This is a genomic window from Pseudomonas sp. Pc102, from assembly GCF_018408275.1.
Taxonomy (GTDB): Bacteria; Pseudomonadota; Gammaproteobacteria; order Pseudomonadales; family Pseudomonadaceae; genus Metapseudomonas; species Metapseudomonas tohonis.
This window is the reverse complement of record NZ_AP021905.1, coordinates 243,551-259,973: the sequence shown is the minus strand read 5'-3', so window position 1 is coordinate 259,973 and position 16,423 is coordinate 243,551. Positions and strand designations below refer to the sequence as shown.

The following is a 16,423-nucleotide window of genomic DNA, read 5'->3' as shown; positions in this document are numbered from 1 at the left end:
GGACCGGACGTCAGGAGCAAAGTTCATGCCTTACTGGTTGATGAAATCAGAACCCGACGAACTGTCGATCCACGACCTGCAGCGGCTGGGCCGCGCGCGCTGGGACGGCGTGCGCAACTACCAGGCACGCAACTTCATGCGTGCCATGCAAGAGGGCGAACTGTTCTTCTTCTACCACTCCAGCTGCCCGGAACCGGGCATCGCCGGGATCGCCCGCATCGTCGGCGCCACTTACCCGGACCCGACGGCGCTGGACCCCGGCAGCCATTACTTCGATGCCAAGGCCAGCCACGAGAAGAACCCCTGGAGCGCGCTGGACGTCGAGTTCGTCGAGGCCTTCCCGACGGTCATCCCGCTGGCGACGCTGAGGGCCCAGGCCGCGCTGGAGGCGATGCCGCTGGTGCAGAAGGGGTCGCGCCTCTCGGTGATGCCGGTGCGCGACGAGGAATGGCAGGCGGTGCTCGCGCTGCGCTGAACGCGAGCCCGGGTCAGGGCTGGATGATCAGGTTGTTGAACAGCAGGTCGTCCACCAGCGGCTTGCCCTCTTCCTGCTGCAGCACCTGCTGGACCTGCTTGAGCGCCTCCTGGCGCAGTTTCTCTTTGCTATCGGGCGTGGCCAGGCTCTCGTCGGTCTGCTGGGCGAACAGCATCACCAGCTGATTGCGGATCAGCGGCTCGTGGTACTCCACCGACTTGGCGGCGTCCGCCCCGGCCACCTGCAGGGAGATATCGGCCTTGTAGTACTTGAGCTTGGGGCCCGCACCGTAGTTGCCCACCAGCGCCGGCGTCAGGCCGACATAGGCGACCTTCGGGGCGGCAGCCTCGCCCTCCTTGGGTTCTTCCTTCTCCTCGTTGGCCAGGGCGGCGAAGGGGATGAGCAGGGCCAGCAGCAGTGCGAGGGTGGTTTTCACGGGGATCATTCCTGAGGAGGCATGCCGCCTAGCATAGCCAGACCCGCGCGCCGGCCCAAGCCCGATGCTTATGCATGGCTATCAGGCCGGGCCATGCTCGTTGACCCACCGGGCCGGCTACCTACACTGCCAAGCCATCAGGCCAACCTGCCGCGCCCTTCGCGCCGGCATCCACGTTGAGGAAGCGTCCATGAAAGCCGTCCTGTGCAAAGCCTTCGGCCCAGCCGAAACCCTGGTGCTCGAAGAGGTTGCCAGCCCCGAGCCGAAGAAGAACGAAGTGCTGATCGACGTGCATGCCGCCGGCGTCAACTTCCCCGACACCTTGATCATCGAAGGCAAGTACCAGTTCAAGCCGCCGTTCCCCTTCTCCCCGGGTGGCGAAGCGGCCGGCACCGTCGCCGCCGTCGGCGAGAAGATCACCCACCTCAAGCCCGGTGACCGGGTCATGGCGCTGACCGGCTGGGGCAGCTTCGCCGAGCAGGTGGCCGTGCCCGGCTACAACGTGATGCCGATCCCCAAGGGCATCGACTTCAATTCCGCCGCCGCCTTCGGCATGACCTACGGCACCTCCATGCACGCCCTCAAGCAGCGCGCCAACCTGCAGCCGGGCGAGACCCTGCTGGTGCTGGGCGCCTCCGGTGGCGTCGGCCTGGCGGCGGTGGAGATCGGCAAGGCCATGGGCGCCAGGGTGATCGCCGCCGCCAGCAGCGCCGAGAAACTGGAAGTGGCCAAGGCCGCAGGCGCCGACCTGCTGATCAACTACAGCGAGTCCAGCCTCAAGGAGAAGGTCAAGGAGCTGACCGGCGGCCAGGGCGCGGACGTGATCTACGACCCGGTCGGCGGCGACCTGTTCGACGAGGCCATCCGCTCCATCGCCTGGAACGGCCGCCTGCTGGTGGTCGGCTTCGCCAGCGGCCGCATCCCCGAGCTGCCGGTGAACCTGACCCTGCTCAAGGGCGCCTCGGTGGTCGGCGTGTTCTGGGGCTCCTTCGCCCAGCGCCAGCCCCAGGACAACCTGGCCAACTTCCAGCAACTGTTCGCCTGGCATGCCGAAGGCAAGCTCAAGCCGCTGGTCTCCCAGGTGTTCCCGCTGGAGCAGTCCGCCGACGCCATCAATGCCCTCGGCCAGCGCAAGGCGGTGGGCAAGGTGGTCGTCAAGGTCCGCTAGGCAACCGGGCAGTACTGGGCCCGCCCCGCCACGAAACGGGAGCGGGCCCTTTTCTTTCCGGGCGTCTCAGCCCGCCGCCAGCAACGGCGACGGACGCCGGCGGAACCAGTCGCTGGCCTGTTCGTAGGCATGGGCCAGTTGCAGCACCGCCAGGTCCTTCTGGTGCGGGCCGATGATCTGCAGCCCCATCGGCAAGCCGTCCGTGTTGAACCCCGCCTGCACGTTGGCCACCGGGCAGCCCGACAGGGTCCCGGGGATCACCACCTCCATCCAGCGGTGATAGGTATCCATCGCCACGCCCTCGATCGCCTTAGGCCAGTGCTGCGCCTTGTCGAAGGGGAAGACCTGGGCGCTGGGCAGCAACAGGAAATCGAAACGCTCGAACAGCCGGCTCACCACGCGATACCAGTCGCTGCGGGCGGCCGAGGCGCGGTAGACCTGCTGGCCGCTCAGGCGCAGGCCGTTTTCCACCTCCCAGCAGGCTTCGGGCTTGAGCAATGCGCGTTTCGCCGGGTCCTCGTAGGCCGCCGCCAGGCCGCCGGCCACCAGCCAGTGACGCAGGGTCAGCCAGGTGTCCCAGAGCCGCTCGCGGGAAAAGCCCAGGCTCGTCTCCTCCACCACGCAGCCCAGTGCCTCGAAGTCCTTCAGGGCGGTGCGGCACAGTTCCAGCACGCCGCGCTGCATCGGCAACTGGCCGTCGAGATCGCCCAGCCAGCCCAGGCGAGCGCCCCTGAAGTCGCGCTGCAGCGAACCGGCGAAAACCTCGCCGCCAGCGGCGATGGACAGCGGTGCGCGCGCATCGCCACCGGCCTGCACCGAGAGCAGCAGGGCCACGTCGCGCACGGTGCGGCCCATCGGCCCCTCGTAGCCGAGCTGGTCGAAGAACAGGTCGGCGCTGTCGTCGAAAGGCACGCGACCCTGGGACGGGCGGAAGCCGATGACGTTATTGAACGCCGCCGGGTTGCGCAGCGAGCCCATCATGTCGCTGCCATCGGCCACCGGCACCAGGTGCAGCGCCAGCGCAGCGGCGGCGCCTCCGCTGCTGCCGCCGGCCGTGCGGGTGGGGTCGAAGGCGCAGCCGGTAGCGCCGAACAGCGGGTTGTAGCTCTGCGAGCCGAGGCCGAATTCCGGCGTGTTGCTCTTGCCGATGAAGATCGCCCCGGCCGCGCGCAGGCGCTCGGCCATGATGCCGTCACGTGCCGGCACGTGGTCGCGGAACAAGGGCGAGCCGTAGGTGGTGGTGATGCCCCTGACCGCCGACAGGTCCTTCACCGCATGGGGCAGACCGTGCATCCAGCCCCGGTAGAGGCCCCGCGCCAGCTCGGCATCGCGTTCATCGGCCTGGGCCAGCAACGCCTCGGCCGGTTGCAGGCTGACCAGCGCATTGACCGCCGGGTTGAAGCGTTCGATCTGGGCCAGGTAATCCAGCATCACCTCGCGGCAGGACACATCGCGTGCGCGGATGCGCTCGGCCAGCTCGGCGGCCGGCAGGCGCACCAGCTCGCTGATCGGGCTTGCATGACTCATGGGCAGTGATCTCGTTCCGTCTCGTTTTCGTTATGCGCCCCCACGACGGCGGGGGCGTCGTTCATCAACGCATCAGGCTGGTCCACAGGCGATCGGCCAGGCGGATGGCACCGGCACCGCAGGTCTGGCTGAACACCACCTTGGTGCCTTCGGGGATGTGCAGCTCCGGGGCGTCCTTGAGGCCGGGCTCGAGGAAGGGCTCGACGCCTTGCACCGGGCTCTGGTGCTTGAGGAAGTTCTGCGTCAGCGCGGCGTTCTCCGGCTGGCTGAGGAAGGCGATGAAGGCCTTGGCGTTATCCAGGTTGCGAGCGCCCTTGGGGATCACCAGGTTGTCCACCCAGGCCATCACGCCTTCCTTCGGGTACAGGTACTCGAGGCTCGGCCTCATCTCCCGCGCGCGCAGCGACGAGCCGCCCCAGAACATGGACATGTCCAGCTCGCCGGCCGCCAGGCTCTCGCGGATGGCACCGGCCTTTGAGCTGTAGGTGCGCACATGGGGCTTCTGTTCCTTGAGCAGCGCCAGCACCTGCTGCATCTGCTTGGGGTCCTCGCTGCACAGCGGGATGCCCAGGTAGAGGCTGGCGGTGTCGATCACCTCGCTGACCGAGTCGAACATGTTGATGCGCCCCTGCAGCTCCGCCGGCGGCTTGAACAGCAGTGCGTAGCTGTCCGCCTCGCCCTGGTAGCGCTCGCGGTTGACCACCACGCTGGTGGTGCCCCAGATGAAGGGCGCGGCATAGGCGCCCTGCGGGTCCCAGGCGGGCTTCTGCAGGTTGGCTGTGAAGCCCTGGTAGTAGGCCTCCTGGCCGGGTTCGAAGCGCTCCAGCAACTGCTCCTGGATCAGGATCGGCACGAACTGGTGCGAGGGAATGGCGACGTCGTAGCCGGCACCGCCCTGCTTGAGCTTGGCCAGCAGCGTCTCGTTGGAGTCGTAGGAGTCCACCGTGACCTTGATGCCGCTCTCCTTTTCGAACTTCTCCAGGATCTGCGGCGAGAAATAGCCGCTCCAACTGATGACGTTGAGCGTACCGGCGGCCTGCGCATCGGCAGCCAGGGCGAGGCCCAGCGAAGCACCCAGAACAGCGATCAGCTTTTTCATGCGTCAATTCTCCAGGGTCAGGTTCTTGTCCGGCCAAGCAGCCAGGACAGGGTCACGAAGAGCACGGAAACGCCGAGGATCAGCGTCGACACGGCGTTCACGTCGGGCGTCACGCCCATGCGCAGCAGGCCGAAGATGAAGATCGGCAGGGTGGTGGTGCCGGCCTGGGAGACCATCATCGAGATCACGAAGTTATCCAGCGAGACGATGAAGGCCAGCATCAGCCCGGAGAGGATCCCCGGCATCAGCAGCGGCAGGGTGACCTTGCGCAGGGTGCGCCAGGGCCCGGCGTAGAGGTCCGCGGCGGCCTGCTCCAGGGACAGGTCCATGTCGTTGAGCCGGGCGCGGATCGGCAGGTAGGCGAAGGGGATGCAGAACACCGTGTGGGCGATGATCAGGTTGCCGTAGCCCAGGGACAGGCCGAGGGTGGAGAACAGCGCCAGGGTGGCGACGCCAACCACGATCTCGGGCAGCACCAGCGGCAGCATGATCGCCCCCATCGACAGCCGCAGCCCCTTGAAGCGTGCGCCGCGCGAGGTGGCCAGGGCCGCCAGGGTGGCGATGACGGTGGCGATCAGGCTGGCGCACAGGGCGATCAGCAGGCTGTTGCCAGCGGCCTGGCGCAGCGCCTGGTTGGCGAAGGCGGCGCGGTACCAGTCGAGGCTGAAGCCGCTCCACACCGTGGCCGACTGGTTGGCGTTGAACGACAGCACCACCAGCACCAGGATCGGCGCATAGAGGTAGAGATAGAACAGCAGGCTGAAGCCGCCGAAACCGGGGAAGTGGTGCACGCCGAGGCGACGCTCGAACAGCTTCATCACACACCTCCCCGGGCGATGCGCACGCGCTCGGCACGCAGCGCGTAGAGGGTCAGCACCAGCATCACCGCGGCCATCAGCACCAGGGCCAGGGCGGAGCCGAAGGGCCAGTTACGGGCGTCACTGAACTGCCGGAAGATCAGGTTGCCGAGCATCATCCGCGTGCCGCCGCCGAGCAGCTCCGGTGCCACCATGGCGCCGAGGCAGGGCACGAAGGTGAGGATGGCGCCGGCGAGGATGCCCGGCCGCGCGATGGGCAGCACCACCTTGCGCAGCGTGCGCCAGCGGCCCGCATAAAGGTCCTGGGCCGCTTCCAGCAGGCGCATGTCCATCTTCTCCAGGGTCGCGTAGATCGGCAGCACCACGAAGGGCGCATAGGTGTACACCAGCCCCAGCAGCACCGCGCCGTCGGTGTACAGCAGTTGCAGCGGCCGGTCGAGCACGCCGAGCCCCATCAGCGCGCCATTGACCACGCCGGTCTCGCGCAGCAGCAGGATCCAGGCGTAGGTGCGGATCAGCAGGTTGGCCCAGAACGGCACCGTGATGAGGAAGATCAGCAGGCCGCGCTTGTGGGGTGGCTGCATGGCCAGCCACACCGCCACCGGGAAGCCGATCAGCAGCGTGACCAGGGTGGTCGCCGCGGCGATGCCGATGGAGCGCAGGGCGATCAGCAGGTAGGAGTCGACGAAGGCCAGGCTGTCGTCCAGTTGCCGCTCGAACAGCAGCGACAGGTAGGACTCGGTGCTGAACACCGGCTCGACCCCGCCATAGGGGTTGGCCTCCATCAGCGAGTAACCGACCACCAGCAGGATGGGGACGATCAGGAACAGGCCGATGGCGAGCAGTGCCGGGCTCACGCCGAGCAGGTGGCGCAGGGATTGCCGGCGCTCGTGGAGGGCGGCGCCGGTGAGGGTGGATCGATGCATGGAGGCCTCCGGGCTCAGTCCAGCAGGACGCTGGCGCTGCCGTTCTCGAACTGCAGCGCGGCGCGCTCGCCGACACCGAAGCGCCGGTGGCGGACCTGGCTGTTGGGCATGCGCACGGTCAGGCGCGTGCCGTCGTCGAGGCTCACCTGGTACTGCAGGTCGGTGCCCAGGTAGACCTGCGCCTCCACCCGGCAGGGCAACGCGCCGGCGGTATCGACGGCCCCCAGGTGCACGCGCTCGGGGCGGATCGACAGGCTGACCCGGCTGCCCGGCAGCACGCCTGCCACGGTCTCGGCCCGGAACGGTTGCCCGCCCGGCCCCTGGCACAGCGCCTGGTCGCCCTCGAGGCCCAGCACCTGGGCATCGAGGAAGTTGGTCTCGCCGATGAAGTCGGCGACGAAGCGATTGCGCGGGCGCTCGTAGATTTCCTGCGGGGTGCCGACCTGTTGCACCTGGCCCTCCGAGAACACCGCGATGCGGTCGGACAGGGTCAGGGCCTCTTCCTGGTCGTGGGTGACGAAGATGAAGGTGATGCCAGTCTTCGCCTGGATCACCTTAAGTTCCTCGCGCATCGCCTGGCGCAGCTTGAGGTCGAGGGCCGAGAGCGGCTCGTCCAGCAGCAGAACCCGGGGGTGCGGCGCCAGGGCGCGGGCCAGGGCGACGCGTTGCTGCTGGCCGCCGGACAGCTGCGTCGGGCGACGATCGGCGAAGCGCTCCATCTGCACCAGGGCGAGCATCTCGGCCACGCGCCCGGCGACCTGGGCACGGCTCATGGCCCGGCCCAGCGGCTGGGATTCCAGGCCGAAGGCGAGGTTCTGGGCGATGGTCATGTGCGGGAACAGCGCGTAGTGCTGGAACACCGTGTTGACCGGGCGCGCGTAGGGAGGCAGGTCGGCGATGTCCTCGCCATAGAGGTGGATGCTGCCGGCGCTGGGGTATTCGAAGCCGGCGATCATCCGCAGCAGGGTGGTCTTGCCGCAACCGGACGGGCCGAGCAGCGTGAAGAACTCGTTGTCACGGATTTCCAGGTCGACGTGCCTGAGGGCGACGGGCCCGGACTGGGGATCGCCGTAGACCTTGCGTACCGCGCGGATGGATACCGCCGCGGTCTGCACTGCATGCAGGGCGTTCATGGCCTTACCTCCGTGTCCGCGCCGCGAGGGTCCGCTGGCGGGACTTCTAGTTGTTCTGGGCAGGACTGAGTGCTCGTGGCGAGCGGGCGGAACGGGCGCGCCTGTTGTCGTTGCGGCGCTACCTGGCCCGGATACTCGGCCAAATACCCGCGACAGGAAACTTCAATTTCCTTACATTGGCTGTTAATAAAATTAACAGCCAGGAGCCCCGTGATGGCCGAACCACGCCTGCCGCCGCTCAACGCCCTGCGCGCCTTCGAGGCCGCTGCCCGCCTCGGCAGCTATGTCGCCGCATCGCGGGCGCTGCACGTCACCCAGCCGGCCATCGGCCGCCATGTGCGCCTGCTGGAGGACTGGCTCGGCGTGCAGTTGCTGGAACGCACGCCGCGCGGCGTGCTGCTCACCGAGGCCGGGCGGCGCTACCACGCCAAGGTGTCGCGGGCGCTGCGGCAGATCGCCGAGGCCGGCGCCGAGGTGGCGGCCAGCGACGCCCCGCGCTGGTTGCGCATCCTCGCCGTGCCGGCCTTCGCCAAGCGCTGGCTGATGCCGCGCATGGAGTCGCTGCGGCAGCTGCGCCCGGGCCTGAAGATCGCCATCGAGCCCAACCCCACCTTCACCGCCGTGGACGGCCAGGGCGCCGACCTCGGCATCGTCTACGGCATGCCCGGACAGTACCCGCAATGCCGGGCCACCCTGCTGCAACCCAATGTGTTCCCGGTGTGCTCGCCGCAGTACCTGGCCGCCCACGGCCCGATCGCAGGAGCCGACGAGCTGGCGCGGCACAAGCTGATCCATGTGGACGACGGTGAATGGTGGAACGCCTGGCTGGCGGCCGTCGGCTGCGCCGTACGGGTCAGTTCCGACGTGCTCTACGTGAGCAACGACCACGCGCTGAGCATGGCCGAGAAGGGCCACGGCATCGCCCTGGCCAATGAGGTGCTGGTGAGCCAGGAACTGGCCGCCGGCCTGCTGGTACGCCCCGTGTCGCTGCTGGCGCCGCTGGAGAGCTACCAGGCGCTGCTGCCGACCGAAGAGGTCAGTGCCGATATCCAGTGGTTCCTGGGGTGGCTCGCGGCCGAGTTGCGCGCGGAATTCCCCGAGCTGGCGTGATCCCCGGCCGGTTGATCGTAGGATGGGTAGAGGTACGAAACCCATCAAGCGGCCTTCCCGGCGAGCACCCTGCCCGTGCTTACCGCATGGGTTTCGCTTCGCTCTACCCATCCTACGGGCCGCCCGGCTTATGCCGGATTCGGTGAGCCCCGGGTCGGCGACATCGATGGATGCCACAGGCCCGGGGCCCGGATGGACCGGTCGCACAGCGCCTGGCTGCGCGACCGGTCACCGGCCCGCGTCAGTTGCAGGCGCCCACATCCCTCCAGACCTTGCCACTGCCTTCGCCACCGACAGTGGCAGCAGACGGCTCGTTGCCTTTGGTCCACCAGCGGGCGATGTAGTAGCGGCCGTTGTGGCTGACCTTGTCGTTGGCCAGGTAGGTACCTTGACGGCTCCAGGCGCCCAGGCAACCGGCTGGCGTTTCCACGCTGTCGGCCAGCACGGTTACGCTATGGTCGCGGCTGACCGTGTGGCTGCCGTTGCCCAGGTTCAGGGTGAAGCGGTAGCTGGTGTCCTTGTCGCTCTTGGGCGCGACAAAGGTCAGTTTCGACCCCGAGGCCTGGAAGGCGACGCTGGGCGTCACGGTCCATTGGTAGCTCAGCGCCAGGCCGGCCGGATCGCTGGAGCCCGCGGCATCCAGGGTCACCGTTTCACCTCCCTTGGCCTGGCTGACGCCGGCGATGCTCGCCACCGGCGGCTTGACCGTTTCCGGCGTCTCGGCCAGCACCTTGACCTGATGCACTCGGGTAGCGCTGTGCTTGCCGTTGTTCACCGTCAGGCTGACGTTGTAGATCACGTCCTGGGCAGCCCTCGGGGCGACGAACTTCATCAGGTCGCCAGCGGCTTCAAAGGCGACGCTAGGGTTGACGCTCCAGCTGTAGCTGAGCTTCAGGCCCGCCGGGTCGCTGGACCCGCTGGCGTTGAGGTAGACCGTTTCGCCCGGCTTGGCCTGGCTGGTACCGCCGATCACGGCCACCGGCGGTTTGACTTCCTCCACCGGTGGCTCGACCGGTTTCTCGCCGCCGCCCTGGCAGGGGCCCAGGTCACGCCAGACCTTGCCGGCGCCGTCCGGGCCGGTGGTGCTGGCCAGGCCCGGCTCGGCGCCGGAGGTCCACCAGCGAGCCTGGTACTGACGACCTTTCCACTGCACCACATCGTTGCCGACGTAAGTGCCTCTGAGCGTCCATTCCGGCTTGCAGCTGGCGATGGCGGCCTGGCCCTTGACCAGCACCTCGTGGGTCCGGCTGCTGCTCTGCTTGCCGTTGCTCAGGGTCAGGGTGAAACGGTAGCGGGTGTCTTCCTGCAGCTCGGGCGCGGTGAAGCTGATGCGCGCGCCGTCGTAGTCGAAGTCCAGGCGCGGCGAGGCTTCCCAGGCGAAGCTCAGGGCATTGCCCTGGGGATCGCTGGAGGCCGAGGCATCGAGGACGATCCTGTCCCCGGCGTTGGCTTCGGTCTTGCCGCTGATCACCGCTACCGGAGGTTCACCGGCATTCACGGGCTTGAGGGACGCAGCCTTGACCTCGTTGTCGGCGCTGAATTCGCCGTCGGCCAGCAGGGTCCAGCCGCCGTTGAAGCTGCTGCTGCCGTAGACCTGGTAGCCCTTGATGTTGCCGCTCAGGCCGGCGTCCTGGCGCGGCAGGTAGTGCAGTTGCGAGAAACGGCTGTCGGCTCCCAGGTCGATCAGTATTTCATGGGGGTAGCGCGCCCCCGCCGCCGTGCTCCAGTAGGAGTTGGGGTTGCCGTCGATGGCGTGGTTGCCGACCGCTGCGCCAGGCACCGCGCTGCTGGTGGACATGACCTTCCAGCTATTGCGGGGCAGGGCCTTGCCCTTGGCATCCACCAGCAGCAGTTCGGCGACGCTGGCGCTGTCCTGGCCGTCCACCGCCGAGGTGGCGACGAATTTCAGGTAGCGGCCCTGGGCGGTGTCCTGGGTGAGGCCGTAGGCGTGGGCTTCGAGCACCTGGTCCTGGGTGGCGCGGTTGTCGGTGTTGATCGCCAGGTACCAGCGCCCCGGCTGCGGGTCGTTCACCCCCAGGGAGACGTTGTGGTTGCGTACCGAGCGGTAGTCGTAGCTGGTGCCACTGGGCTGGGCGCCGCGCTTGAGCAGCAGCTGGACCTGACCGGCCTTCTCGGTGAGTTCGCCGTCCACCACGCTGAACACCAGGCGCCGGGTGCCTTCGGGGACATCCACCGGGAAGTAGCGCGTCTGGCCGCTGCTCAGGCTGACCTTCTGGCTGAGGATCGAGGTGCCTCGTTCCTCTTCGAGGGGCACCACGGACGGGCTGTAGGCCGACATCCGCGCCGCGTTTTCCCGCCAGACCCGGGCCATGTTGGCGGTTGTCGCGTTGCCCAGCGGCACGCCGCGGCTGTCCTTGACGTCCGGGTTGGAGAAATAGCCCACATGGTTGCCGCAGAGGATAGTGCCGACCCGACCGTTGTTGTAACCGAAGCGGTAGTGGCTGCCATCGGAGCAGTGGCTACCGCCGATGTTGTGGGCCAGTTCGTGGCGGAACACGGTGGACGATTTGATGGAGTTGATGGTGTAGCGCCCGGGTAGCTGGCCCCAACCCACAGCGGTGTTCTCCCCGGGGATGCCAACGACGAAGCTGGCGACCACGTCCGGGCTGTAGCGGCGCATGCCTTCGGCGAAGACGTTGCGCACCTGATTCACGTTGGGGCTGGTGATGGCGACATCCTTTGGCACAACTTGAGTGCCCACCAGGCGCAGGCGCACGCCCTGCACCTTGGACTGTTGCAAGGCGCGGTTGACCGAGGCTACCTGGACCAGGGCGTAGGCTTCGTGGTCACCGATATAGTCGGCGGCGGCCTGGGAGAACCCGGCCAGCAGGTCGATCACGGTTTCGCCCTGGACGTTGCGGTCGACCTGGAAACTGCGCAGGCCGCTGCGTGATTCCTTCTGGGCTGGCGGCTCGCTGCCGTCATTGGCGATGTAGTCGATGCTCGACGGGTCAAAGGCCGCCCCGGGGTCGAGGTGGATCAACGACTGCTGGCCGTTGGCGTCGCCGCGGATGATGGCGTTGGCGTCCGGCAACAGGGCGATGAAGCTGCCATCGGGCCGCGCGGCCAACGTCATTTCCCCAGGGGCGCTCAGGGTGCGGGCACGTCCCTCCAGTTGCCCGGTCATGACCCGCAGGTCCTTGAATGCATCGCCGAGCTGCGGGGCGAGACTGCGGACGCGCATCCCGGTTTCCCGCTCCAGTTGCTCGGTTCCGGCCTCGGCGACGCTGAACGGGGTCGCCCTGGCGCCCGGCAACTGGAGGTTGATGAAATGACCCTGGATGACGGACTCGATGCCGTGCTGGCTGTCATCGGCCAGCGCCATGCCGCCCGGCAGAAGCAGGGCCGCTCCCAGGCTGGCACTCCATCGTCGGGTGGCGCGGGAAAGGGCGTTCAATCGGAAGCTCGACATAACTGTTCCTCGGTAGTCACGGCGCGGCACGAGGCCAGGCGAACAGGACCGCTGGAGCGGCCGCGCGAGTGATGAGATAGGGAGTTTTGCCGGCAGCCGCGATCATAGGCAGGGCGCGTATGGCCGTACATGATCGGGCGGTGTTTTCGTACCTGTCCTAGGCCGGCCAGGCGCGGACGCCGGGGCTGGCATCGCGCCAGCCCTGGCGGCTCAGGGCCGCGACGGAGAGGTAAGGAGGCGCTGCGCGTCTCATCGCCCCGTCGTGGGTGACGGGGCTCGCGGCACGGTGGTTGGCGCGGGCCTCACGGCCGGGGGGCGTAGGCGAAGACGTCGGCACGCATCTGGTGGGCGTCCATCCCCGCCGCCACCAGGGCGTCGAGGGTGGCGTAGACCATGGCCGGCGAGCCGCTGGCGTAGACATGCAGCGGCTTGAGGTCGGGGAAGTCCTGGCGCACCGCTTCGTGCAGCAGCCCGCAACGGCCCTGCCAGCCACAGGCATCGCTGACCACCTGGTGCAGGGTCAGGTTGTCGAGGCCCTGCCATTGCGCCCAGTGCGGCAGTTCGTAGAAGTCCTCCGGCCGTCGCGCGCCCCAGTACAGGTGCACCGGGTGCCTGAATCCCGTGGCGCGGCAATGCTCGATCAGGCTGTGCATCTGCGCCATGCCGGTGCCGGCGGCGATCAATACCAGCGGGCCTTCGGGAAGCTCGGCGAGGTGGGTGTCGCCGAAAGGCATCTGCACCCGGGCGATGCCGGTGCGCTGCAACTGCGCCAGCAGGGCCTGGGCGCTGGGCTCGCGGGCGAGGATGTGCAGCTCGATATCGCGCCCTTCGCTGGGCGCGGAGGCCAGGGAGAAGGCCGAGGATTCGCCATCCTCGCGCGCGATCAGCAGGTATTGCCCGGCGTGGTAGCGCGGCGGCTTGCCGGCCGGGGCGCGCAGGCGCACGCGCCACACGTCGCCACCGGCATCGATGCAGGCGCTGACCTGGCAGTTGAGCATGCGCACCGGCAGCTCGCCGGGAGCGAGCACGCCGTCCCAATGCAGCACGCAGTCTTCCAGGGGTTCGGCCAGGCAGGTGAAGAGTTCGCCGTGGTCGAGCTCGACGCCGGCCTGGCGCACGCGGCCCTCGACCAGCAGGGCCGCGCAGATGTGGCAGTTGCCGTTGCGGCAGCTCTGCGGGCACTCGTAGCCGAGGCGCCGGGCCGCCGCGAGGATGTTCTCGCCGGCCTGGATCTCCAGGACCGCGCCGGAGGGTTGCAGCGTGACCCGCATCAGTCGATACCCAGGCTGGACCAGATGTCGTCGACGCGGCGGGTCACCGCCTCGTCCTTGACGATGGCCCGGCCCCATTCGCGGGTGGTCTCGCCCGGCCACTTGTGGGTGGCGTCCAGGCCCATCTTGGAGCCGAGGCCGGAGATGGGCGAGGCGAAGTCCAGGTAGTCGATGGGGGTGTTGTCGATCATCACGGTGTCGCGCTTGGGGTCCATGCGGGTGGTGATGGCCCAGATCACGTCGTTCCAGTCGCGGGCATCGATGTCGTCGTCGGTGACGATGACGAACTTGGTGTACATGAACTGGCGCAGGAAGGACCAGACGCCGAGCATCACGCGCTTGGCGTGGCCGGGGTACTGCTTCTTCATGGTCACCACCGCCATGCGGTAGGAGCAGCCTTCGGGCGGCAGGTAGAAGTCGGTGATCTCGGGGAACTGCTTCTGCAGGATCGGCACGAAGACTTCGTTCAGCGCCACGCCTAGAATGGCCGGCTCGTCCGGCGGGCGGCCGGTGTAGGTGCTGTGGTAGATGGGCTTGCGGCGCCGGGTGATGCGCTCGACGGTGAACACCGGGAAGGTGTCGACCTCGTTGTAGTAGCCGGTGTGGTCGCCGTAGGGGCCTTCCGGGGCCGTCTCGCCGGGATGGATCACGCCTTCCAGCACGATCTCGGCACTGGCCGGGACCTGCAGGTCGGAGCCGATGGCCTTGACCAGCTCGGTGCGGTGGCCGCGCAGCAGGCCGGCGAAAGCGTACTCGGAGAGGGTGTCCGGCACCGGGGTCACCGCGCCGAGGATGGTCGCCGGGTCGGCACCGAGGGCGACGCAGACGGGGTAGGGCGTGTCCGGGTGCTTCTGGCACCACTCGCGGTAGTCCAGCGCGCCGCCCCGGTGGCTGAGCCAGCGCATGATGACCTTGTTGCGGCCGATCACCTGCTGGCGGTAGATGCCGAGGTTCTGCCGCTCCTTGTTGGGGCCGCGGGTGATGGTCAGGCCCCAGGTGATCAGCGGCGCCACGTCGCCCGGCCAGCAGTGCTGGATCGGCAGCTTGCCGAGGTCGACGTCGTCGCCTTCCTCGATCACTTCATGGCAGGGGGCATCCTTGAGGACCTTGGGCGCCATGCTGATGACCTTCTTGAAGATCGGCAGCTTGGACCAGGCGTCCTTCAGCCCCTTGGGCGGCTCGGGCTCCTTGAGGAAGGCCAGCAGCTTGCCGATCTCGCGCAGCTCGGAGACGTCGTCCGCACCCATGCCGAGGGCCACGCGCCCGGGCGTGCCGAACAGGTTGCCGAGCACGGGGATGTCATGGCCGGTGGGGTTCTCGAAGAGCAGCGCCGGGCCTTGCTTGCGCAGGGTGCGGTCGCAGATTTCGGTCATTTCCAGGATCGGCGAGACCGGGGCGGTGACGCGCTTGAGCTCGCCACGCTGTTCCAGGCCGCTGATGAATTCGCGCAGATCGCGATACTGCATGCTTGAGCCTCGCATGGGGCGTGCAGGTCGGGGCGCAAAGTTTAGCGCCGAACTGGGTTATTCAGAAGGCCACGACGAATCGCAGAAACGCGAAGGCCGGGTTTCCCCGGCCTTCCTGGTACCAACCCGACCTTACTTGCGCTTCATGGACATGAAGAATTCGTCGTTGGTCTTGGTGTCCTTGAGCTTGTCGAGCAGGAACTCGATGGCGGCGATCTCGTCCATCGGGTGCAGCAGCTTGCGCAGGATCCACATGCGCTGCAGTTCGTCCTCGGCGGTCAGCAGCTCTTCGCGGCGGGTACCGGACTTGTTGATGTTGATGGCGGGGAACACGCGCTTCTCGGCGATGCGGCGGTCCAGCGGCAGCTCCATGTTGCCGGTGCCCTTGAACTCCTCGTAGATCACCTCGTCCATCTTCGAGCCGGTCTCGACCAGCGCGGTGGCGATGATGGTCAGCGAACCGCCTTCCTCGATGTTACGGGCGGCACCGAAGAAGCGCTTGGGCTTCTCCAGGGCATGGGCGTCGACACCACCGGTGAGCACCTTGCCGGAGCTGGGGATCACGGTGTTGTAGGCACGCGCCAGGCGGGTGATGGAGTCCAGCAGGATGACCACGTCCTTCTTGTGCTCGACCAGGCGCTTGGCCTTCTCGATCACCATCTCGGCGACCTGCACGTGGCGGGTCGGCGGTTCGTCGAAGGTGGAGGCGACCACTTCGCCGCGCACGGTGCGCTGCATCTCGGTCACTTCTTCCGGGCGCTCGTCGATCAGCAGGACGATCAGGTGGCACTCGGGGTTGTTGCGGGTGATGTTGGCCGCGATGTTCTGCAGCATGATGGTCTTGCCCGCTTTCGGCGGGGCGACGATCAGGCCGCGCTGGCCCTTGCCGATCGGCGCGCAGAGGTCGATCACGCGGCCGGTGAGGTCTTCGGTGGAACCGTTGCCGGCTTCCATCTTCAGGCGCTCGTTGGGGAACAGGGGCGTCAGGTTCTCGAACAGGATCTTGTTCTTGGCGTTTTCCGGGCGGTCGAAGTTGATCGAGTCAACCTTCAGCAGGGCGAAGTAGCGCTCGCCTTCTTTCGGCGGGCGGATCTTGCCGATGATGGTGTCGCCGGTACGCAGGTTGAAGCGGCGGATCTGGCTGGGCGAGACGTAGATGTCGTCAGGGCCGGCCAGGTAGGAGGAGTCCGCGGAGCGCAGGAAGCCAAAACCGTCCTGGAGAATCTCCAGCACGCCGTCACCGGAGATTTCCTCGCCGCCTTTGGAATGCTTCTTCAGCAGGGCGAAGATCACGTCCTGCTTGCGCGAACGGGCCATGTTCTCGAGGCCCATCTGTTCGGCCATTTCCAGCAGTTCGGCAATCGGCTTTTGCTTGAGTTCGGTCAGATTCATAGGAATGACGTAAGTACGAAAATTGAGAAGGAAGGAAAGCGTTGAGCTTTAGAGGCCGCGCCGCGGAGAGGCGACAGGATCGCTGTGCTTATTCGATTTGGAATGCGTCGGCGGCGGCTTGCGAAGGGCAACGGAATGACGCTGCGGACCCGAATTTAACACCCGCATC

General features: G+C 67.4%; 13 protein-coding genes. 3 read left to right on the top strand and 10 right to left on the bottom strand.

Annotated elements, in window-relative coordinates:
• Positions 1-25 precede the first annotated feature (25 nt).
• The gene (locus PHLH3_RS01285) at positions 26-475 is read left to right on the top strand and encodes an EVE domain-containing protein (RefSeq protein ID WP_173176658.1); all 450 of its coding nucleotides are present in this window, start codon (positions 26-28) and stop codon (positions 473-475) included.
• Between the two features lie 13 nt (positions 476-488).
• Here the strand turns inward: PHLH3_RS01285 and PHLH3_RS01280 are convergent, their stop codons facing one another.
• Positions 489-911 carry a flagellar basal body-associated FliL family protein gene (locus PHLH3_RS01280; RefSeq protein ID WP_173176660.1) on the bottom strand — a complete coding sequence of 141 codons (423 nt, stop codon included), beginning with the start codon at positions 909-911 and terminating at the stop codon, positions 489-491.
• 190 nt (positions 912-1,101) lie between these two features.
• Between PHLH3_RS01280 and PHLH3_RS01275 the strand changes: the two genes are divergently transcribed.
• Positions 1,102-2,079 (top strand): NADPH:quinone oxidoreductase family protein, encoded by a 978-nt coding sequence (locus PHLH3_RS01275; RefSeq protein WP_213627723.1) that lies wholly within the window; start codon positions 1,102-1,104, stop codon positions 2,077-2,079.
• A 66-nt stretch (positions 2,080-2,145) separates the two neighbouring features.
• Here PHLH3_RS01275 and PHLH3_RS01270 read toward each other — a convergent pair whose 3' ends face one another.
• From PHLH3_RS01270 to PHLH3_RS01250, 5 genes are all read right to left on the bottom strand, one after another.
• Complete coding sequence (locus tag PHLH3_RS01270; protein WP_213627721.1) at positions 2,146-3,606, bottom strand: amidase; 1,461 nt, start codon at positions 3,604-3,606, stop codon at positions 2,146-2,148.
• Between the two features lie 64 nt (positions 3,607-3,670).
• Positions 3,671-4,705, bottom strand: coding sequence for an extracellular solute-binding protein (locus tag PHLH3_RS01265; protein ID WP_213627719.1), 1,035 nt, complete (start codon positions 4,703-4,705; stop codon positions 3,671-3,673).
• Positions 4,706-4,722: 17 nt separating this feature from the next.
• Positions 4,723-5,523 (bottom strand): ABC transporter permease, encoded by an 801-nt coding sequence (locus PHLH3_RS01260; RefSeq protein ID WP_213627717.1) that lies wholly within the window; start codon positions 5,521-5,523, stop codon positions 4,723-4,725.
• Positions 5,523-6,449: an ABC transporter permease gene (locus PHLH3_RS01255; protein ID WP_213627715.1), complete on the bottom strand. Its 927-nt coding sequence runs from the start codon at positions 6,447-6,449 to the stop codon at positions 5,523-5,525. Before PHLH3_RS01255 ends, PHLH3_RS01260 begins: the two co-directional genes overlap by 1 nt.
• A gap of 14 nt (positions 6,450-6,463) precedes the next feature.
• Complete coding sequence (locus PHLH3_RS01250; protein ID WP_213627713.1) at positions 6,464-7,582, bottom strand: ABC transporter ATP-binding protein; 1,119 nt, start codon at positions 7,580-7,582, stop codon at positions 6,464-6,466.
• A 213-nt stretch (positions 7,583-7,795) separates the two neighbouring features.
• Here PHLH3_RS01250 and PHLH3_RS01245 point away from each other — a divergent pair, with 213 nt between their 5' ends.
• On the top strand, positions 7,796-8,692 hold the full coding sequence (locus PHLH3_RS01245; RefSeq protein ID WP_213627711.1) for a LysR substrate-binding domain-containing protein: 897 nt from the start codon (positions 7,796-7,798) through the stop codon (positions 8,690-8,692).
• Positions 8,693-8,933: 241 nt separating this feature from the next.
• On the opposite strand, the gene PHLH3_RS01240 is transcribed toward PHLH3_RS01245, so the two are convergent.
• The 4 genes from PHLH3_RS01240 to rho form a co-directional block, all read right to left on the bottom strand.
• Positions 8,934-12,125, bottom strand: a complete 3,192-nt coding sequence (locus PHLH3_RS01240) for a discoidin domain-containing protein (protein WP_244862965.1) — start codon at positions 12,123-12,125, stop codon at positions 8,934-8,936.
• A gap of 302 nt (positions 12,126-12,427) precedes the next feature.
• On the bottom strand, positions 12,428-13,396 hold the full coding sequence (locus PHLH3_RS01235; protein WP_213627709.1) for a CDP-6-deoxy-delta-3,4-glucoseen reductase: 969 nt from the start codon (positions 13,394-13,396) through the stop codon (positions 12,428-12,430).
• Entirely contained in the window at positions 13,396-14,862 is a 1,467-nt protein-coding gene (ubiD, locus tag PHLH3_RS01230; RefSeq protein ID WP_213627707.1) for a 4-hydroxy-3-polyprenylbenzoate decarboxylase, read from the bottom strand. The genes PHLH3_RS01235 and ubiD overlap by 1 nt, the downstream gene beginning before the upstream one ends.
• Before the next feature lie 132 nt (positions 14,863-14,994).
• Positions 14,995-16,254, bottom strand: coding sequence for a transcription termination factor Rho (gene rho / locus PHLH3_RS01225; RefSeq protein ID WP_173176681.1), 1,260 nt, complete (start codon positions 16,252-16,254; stop codon positions 14,995-14,997).
• Positions 16,255-16,423: the final 169 nt, after the last annotated feature.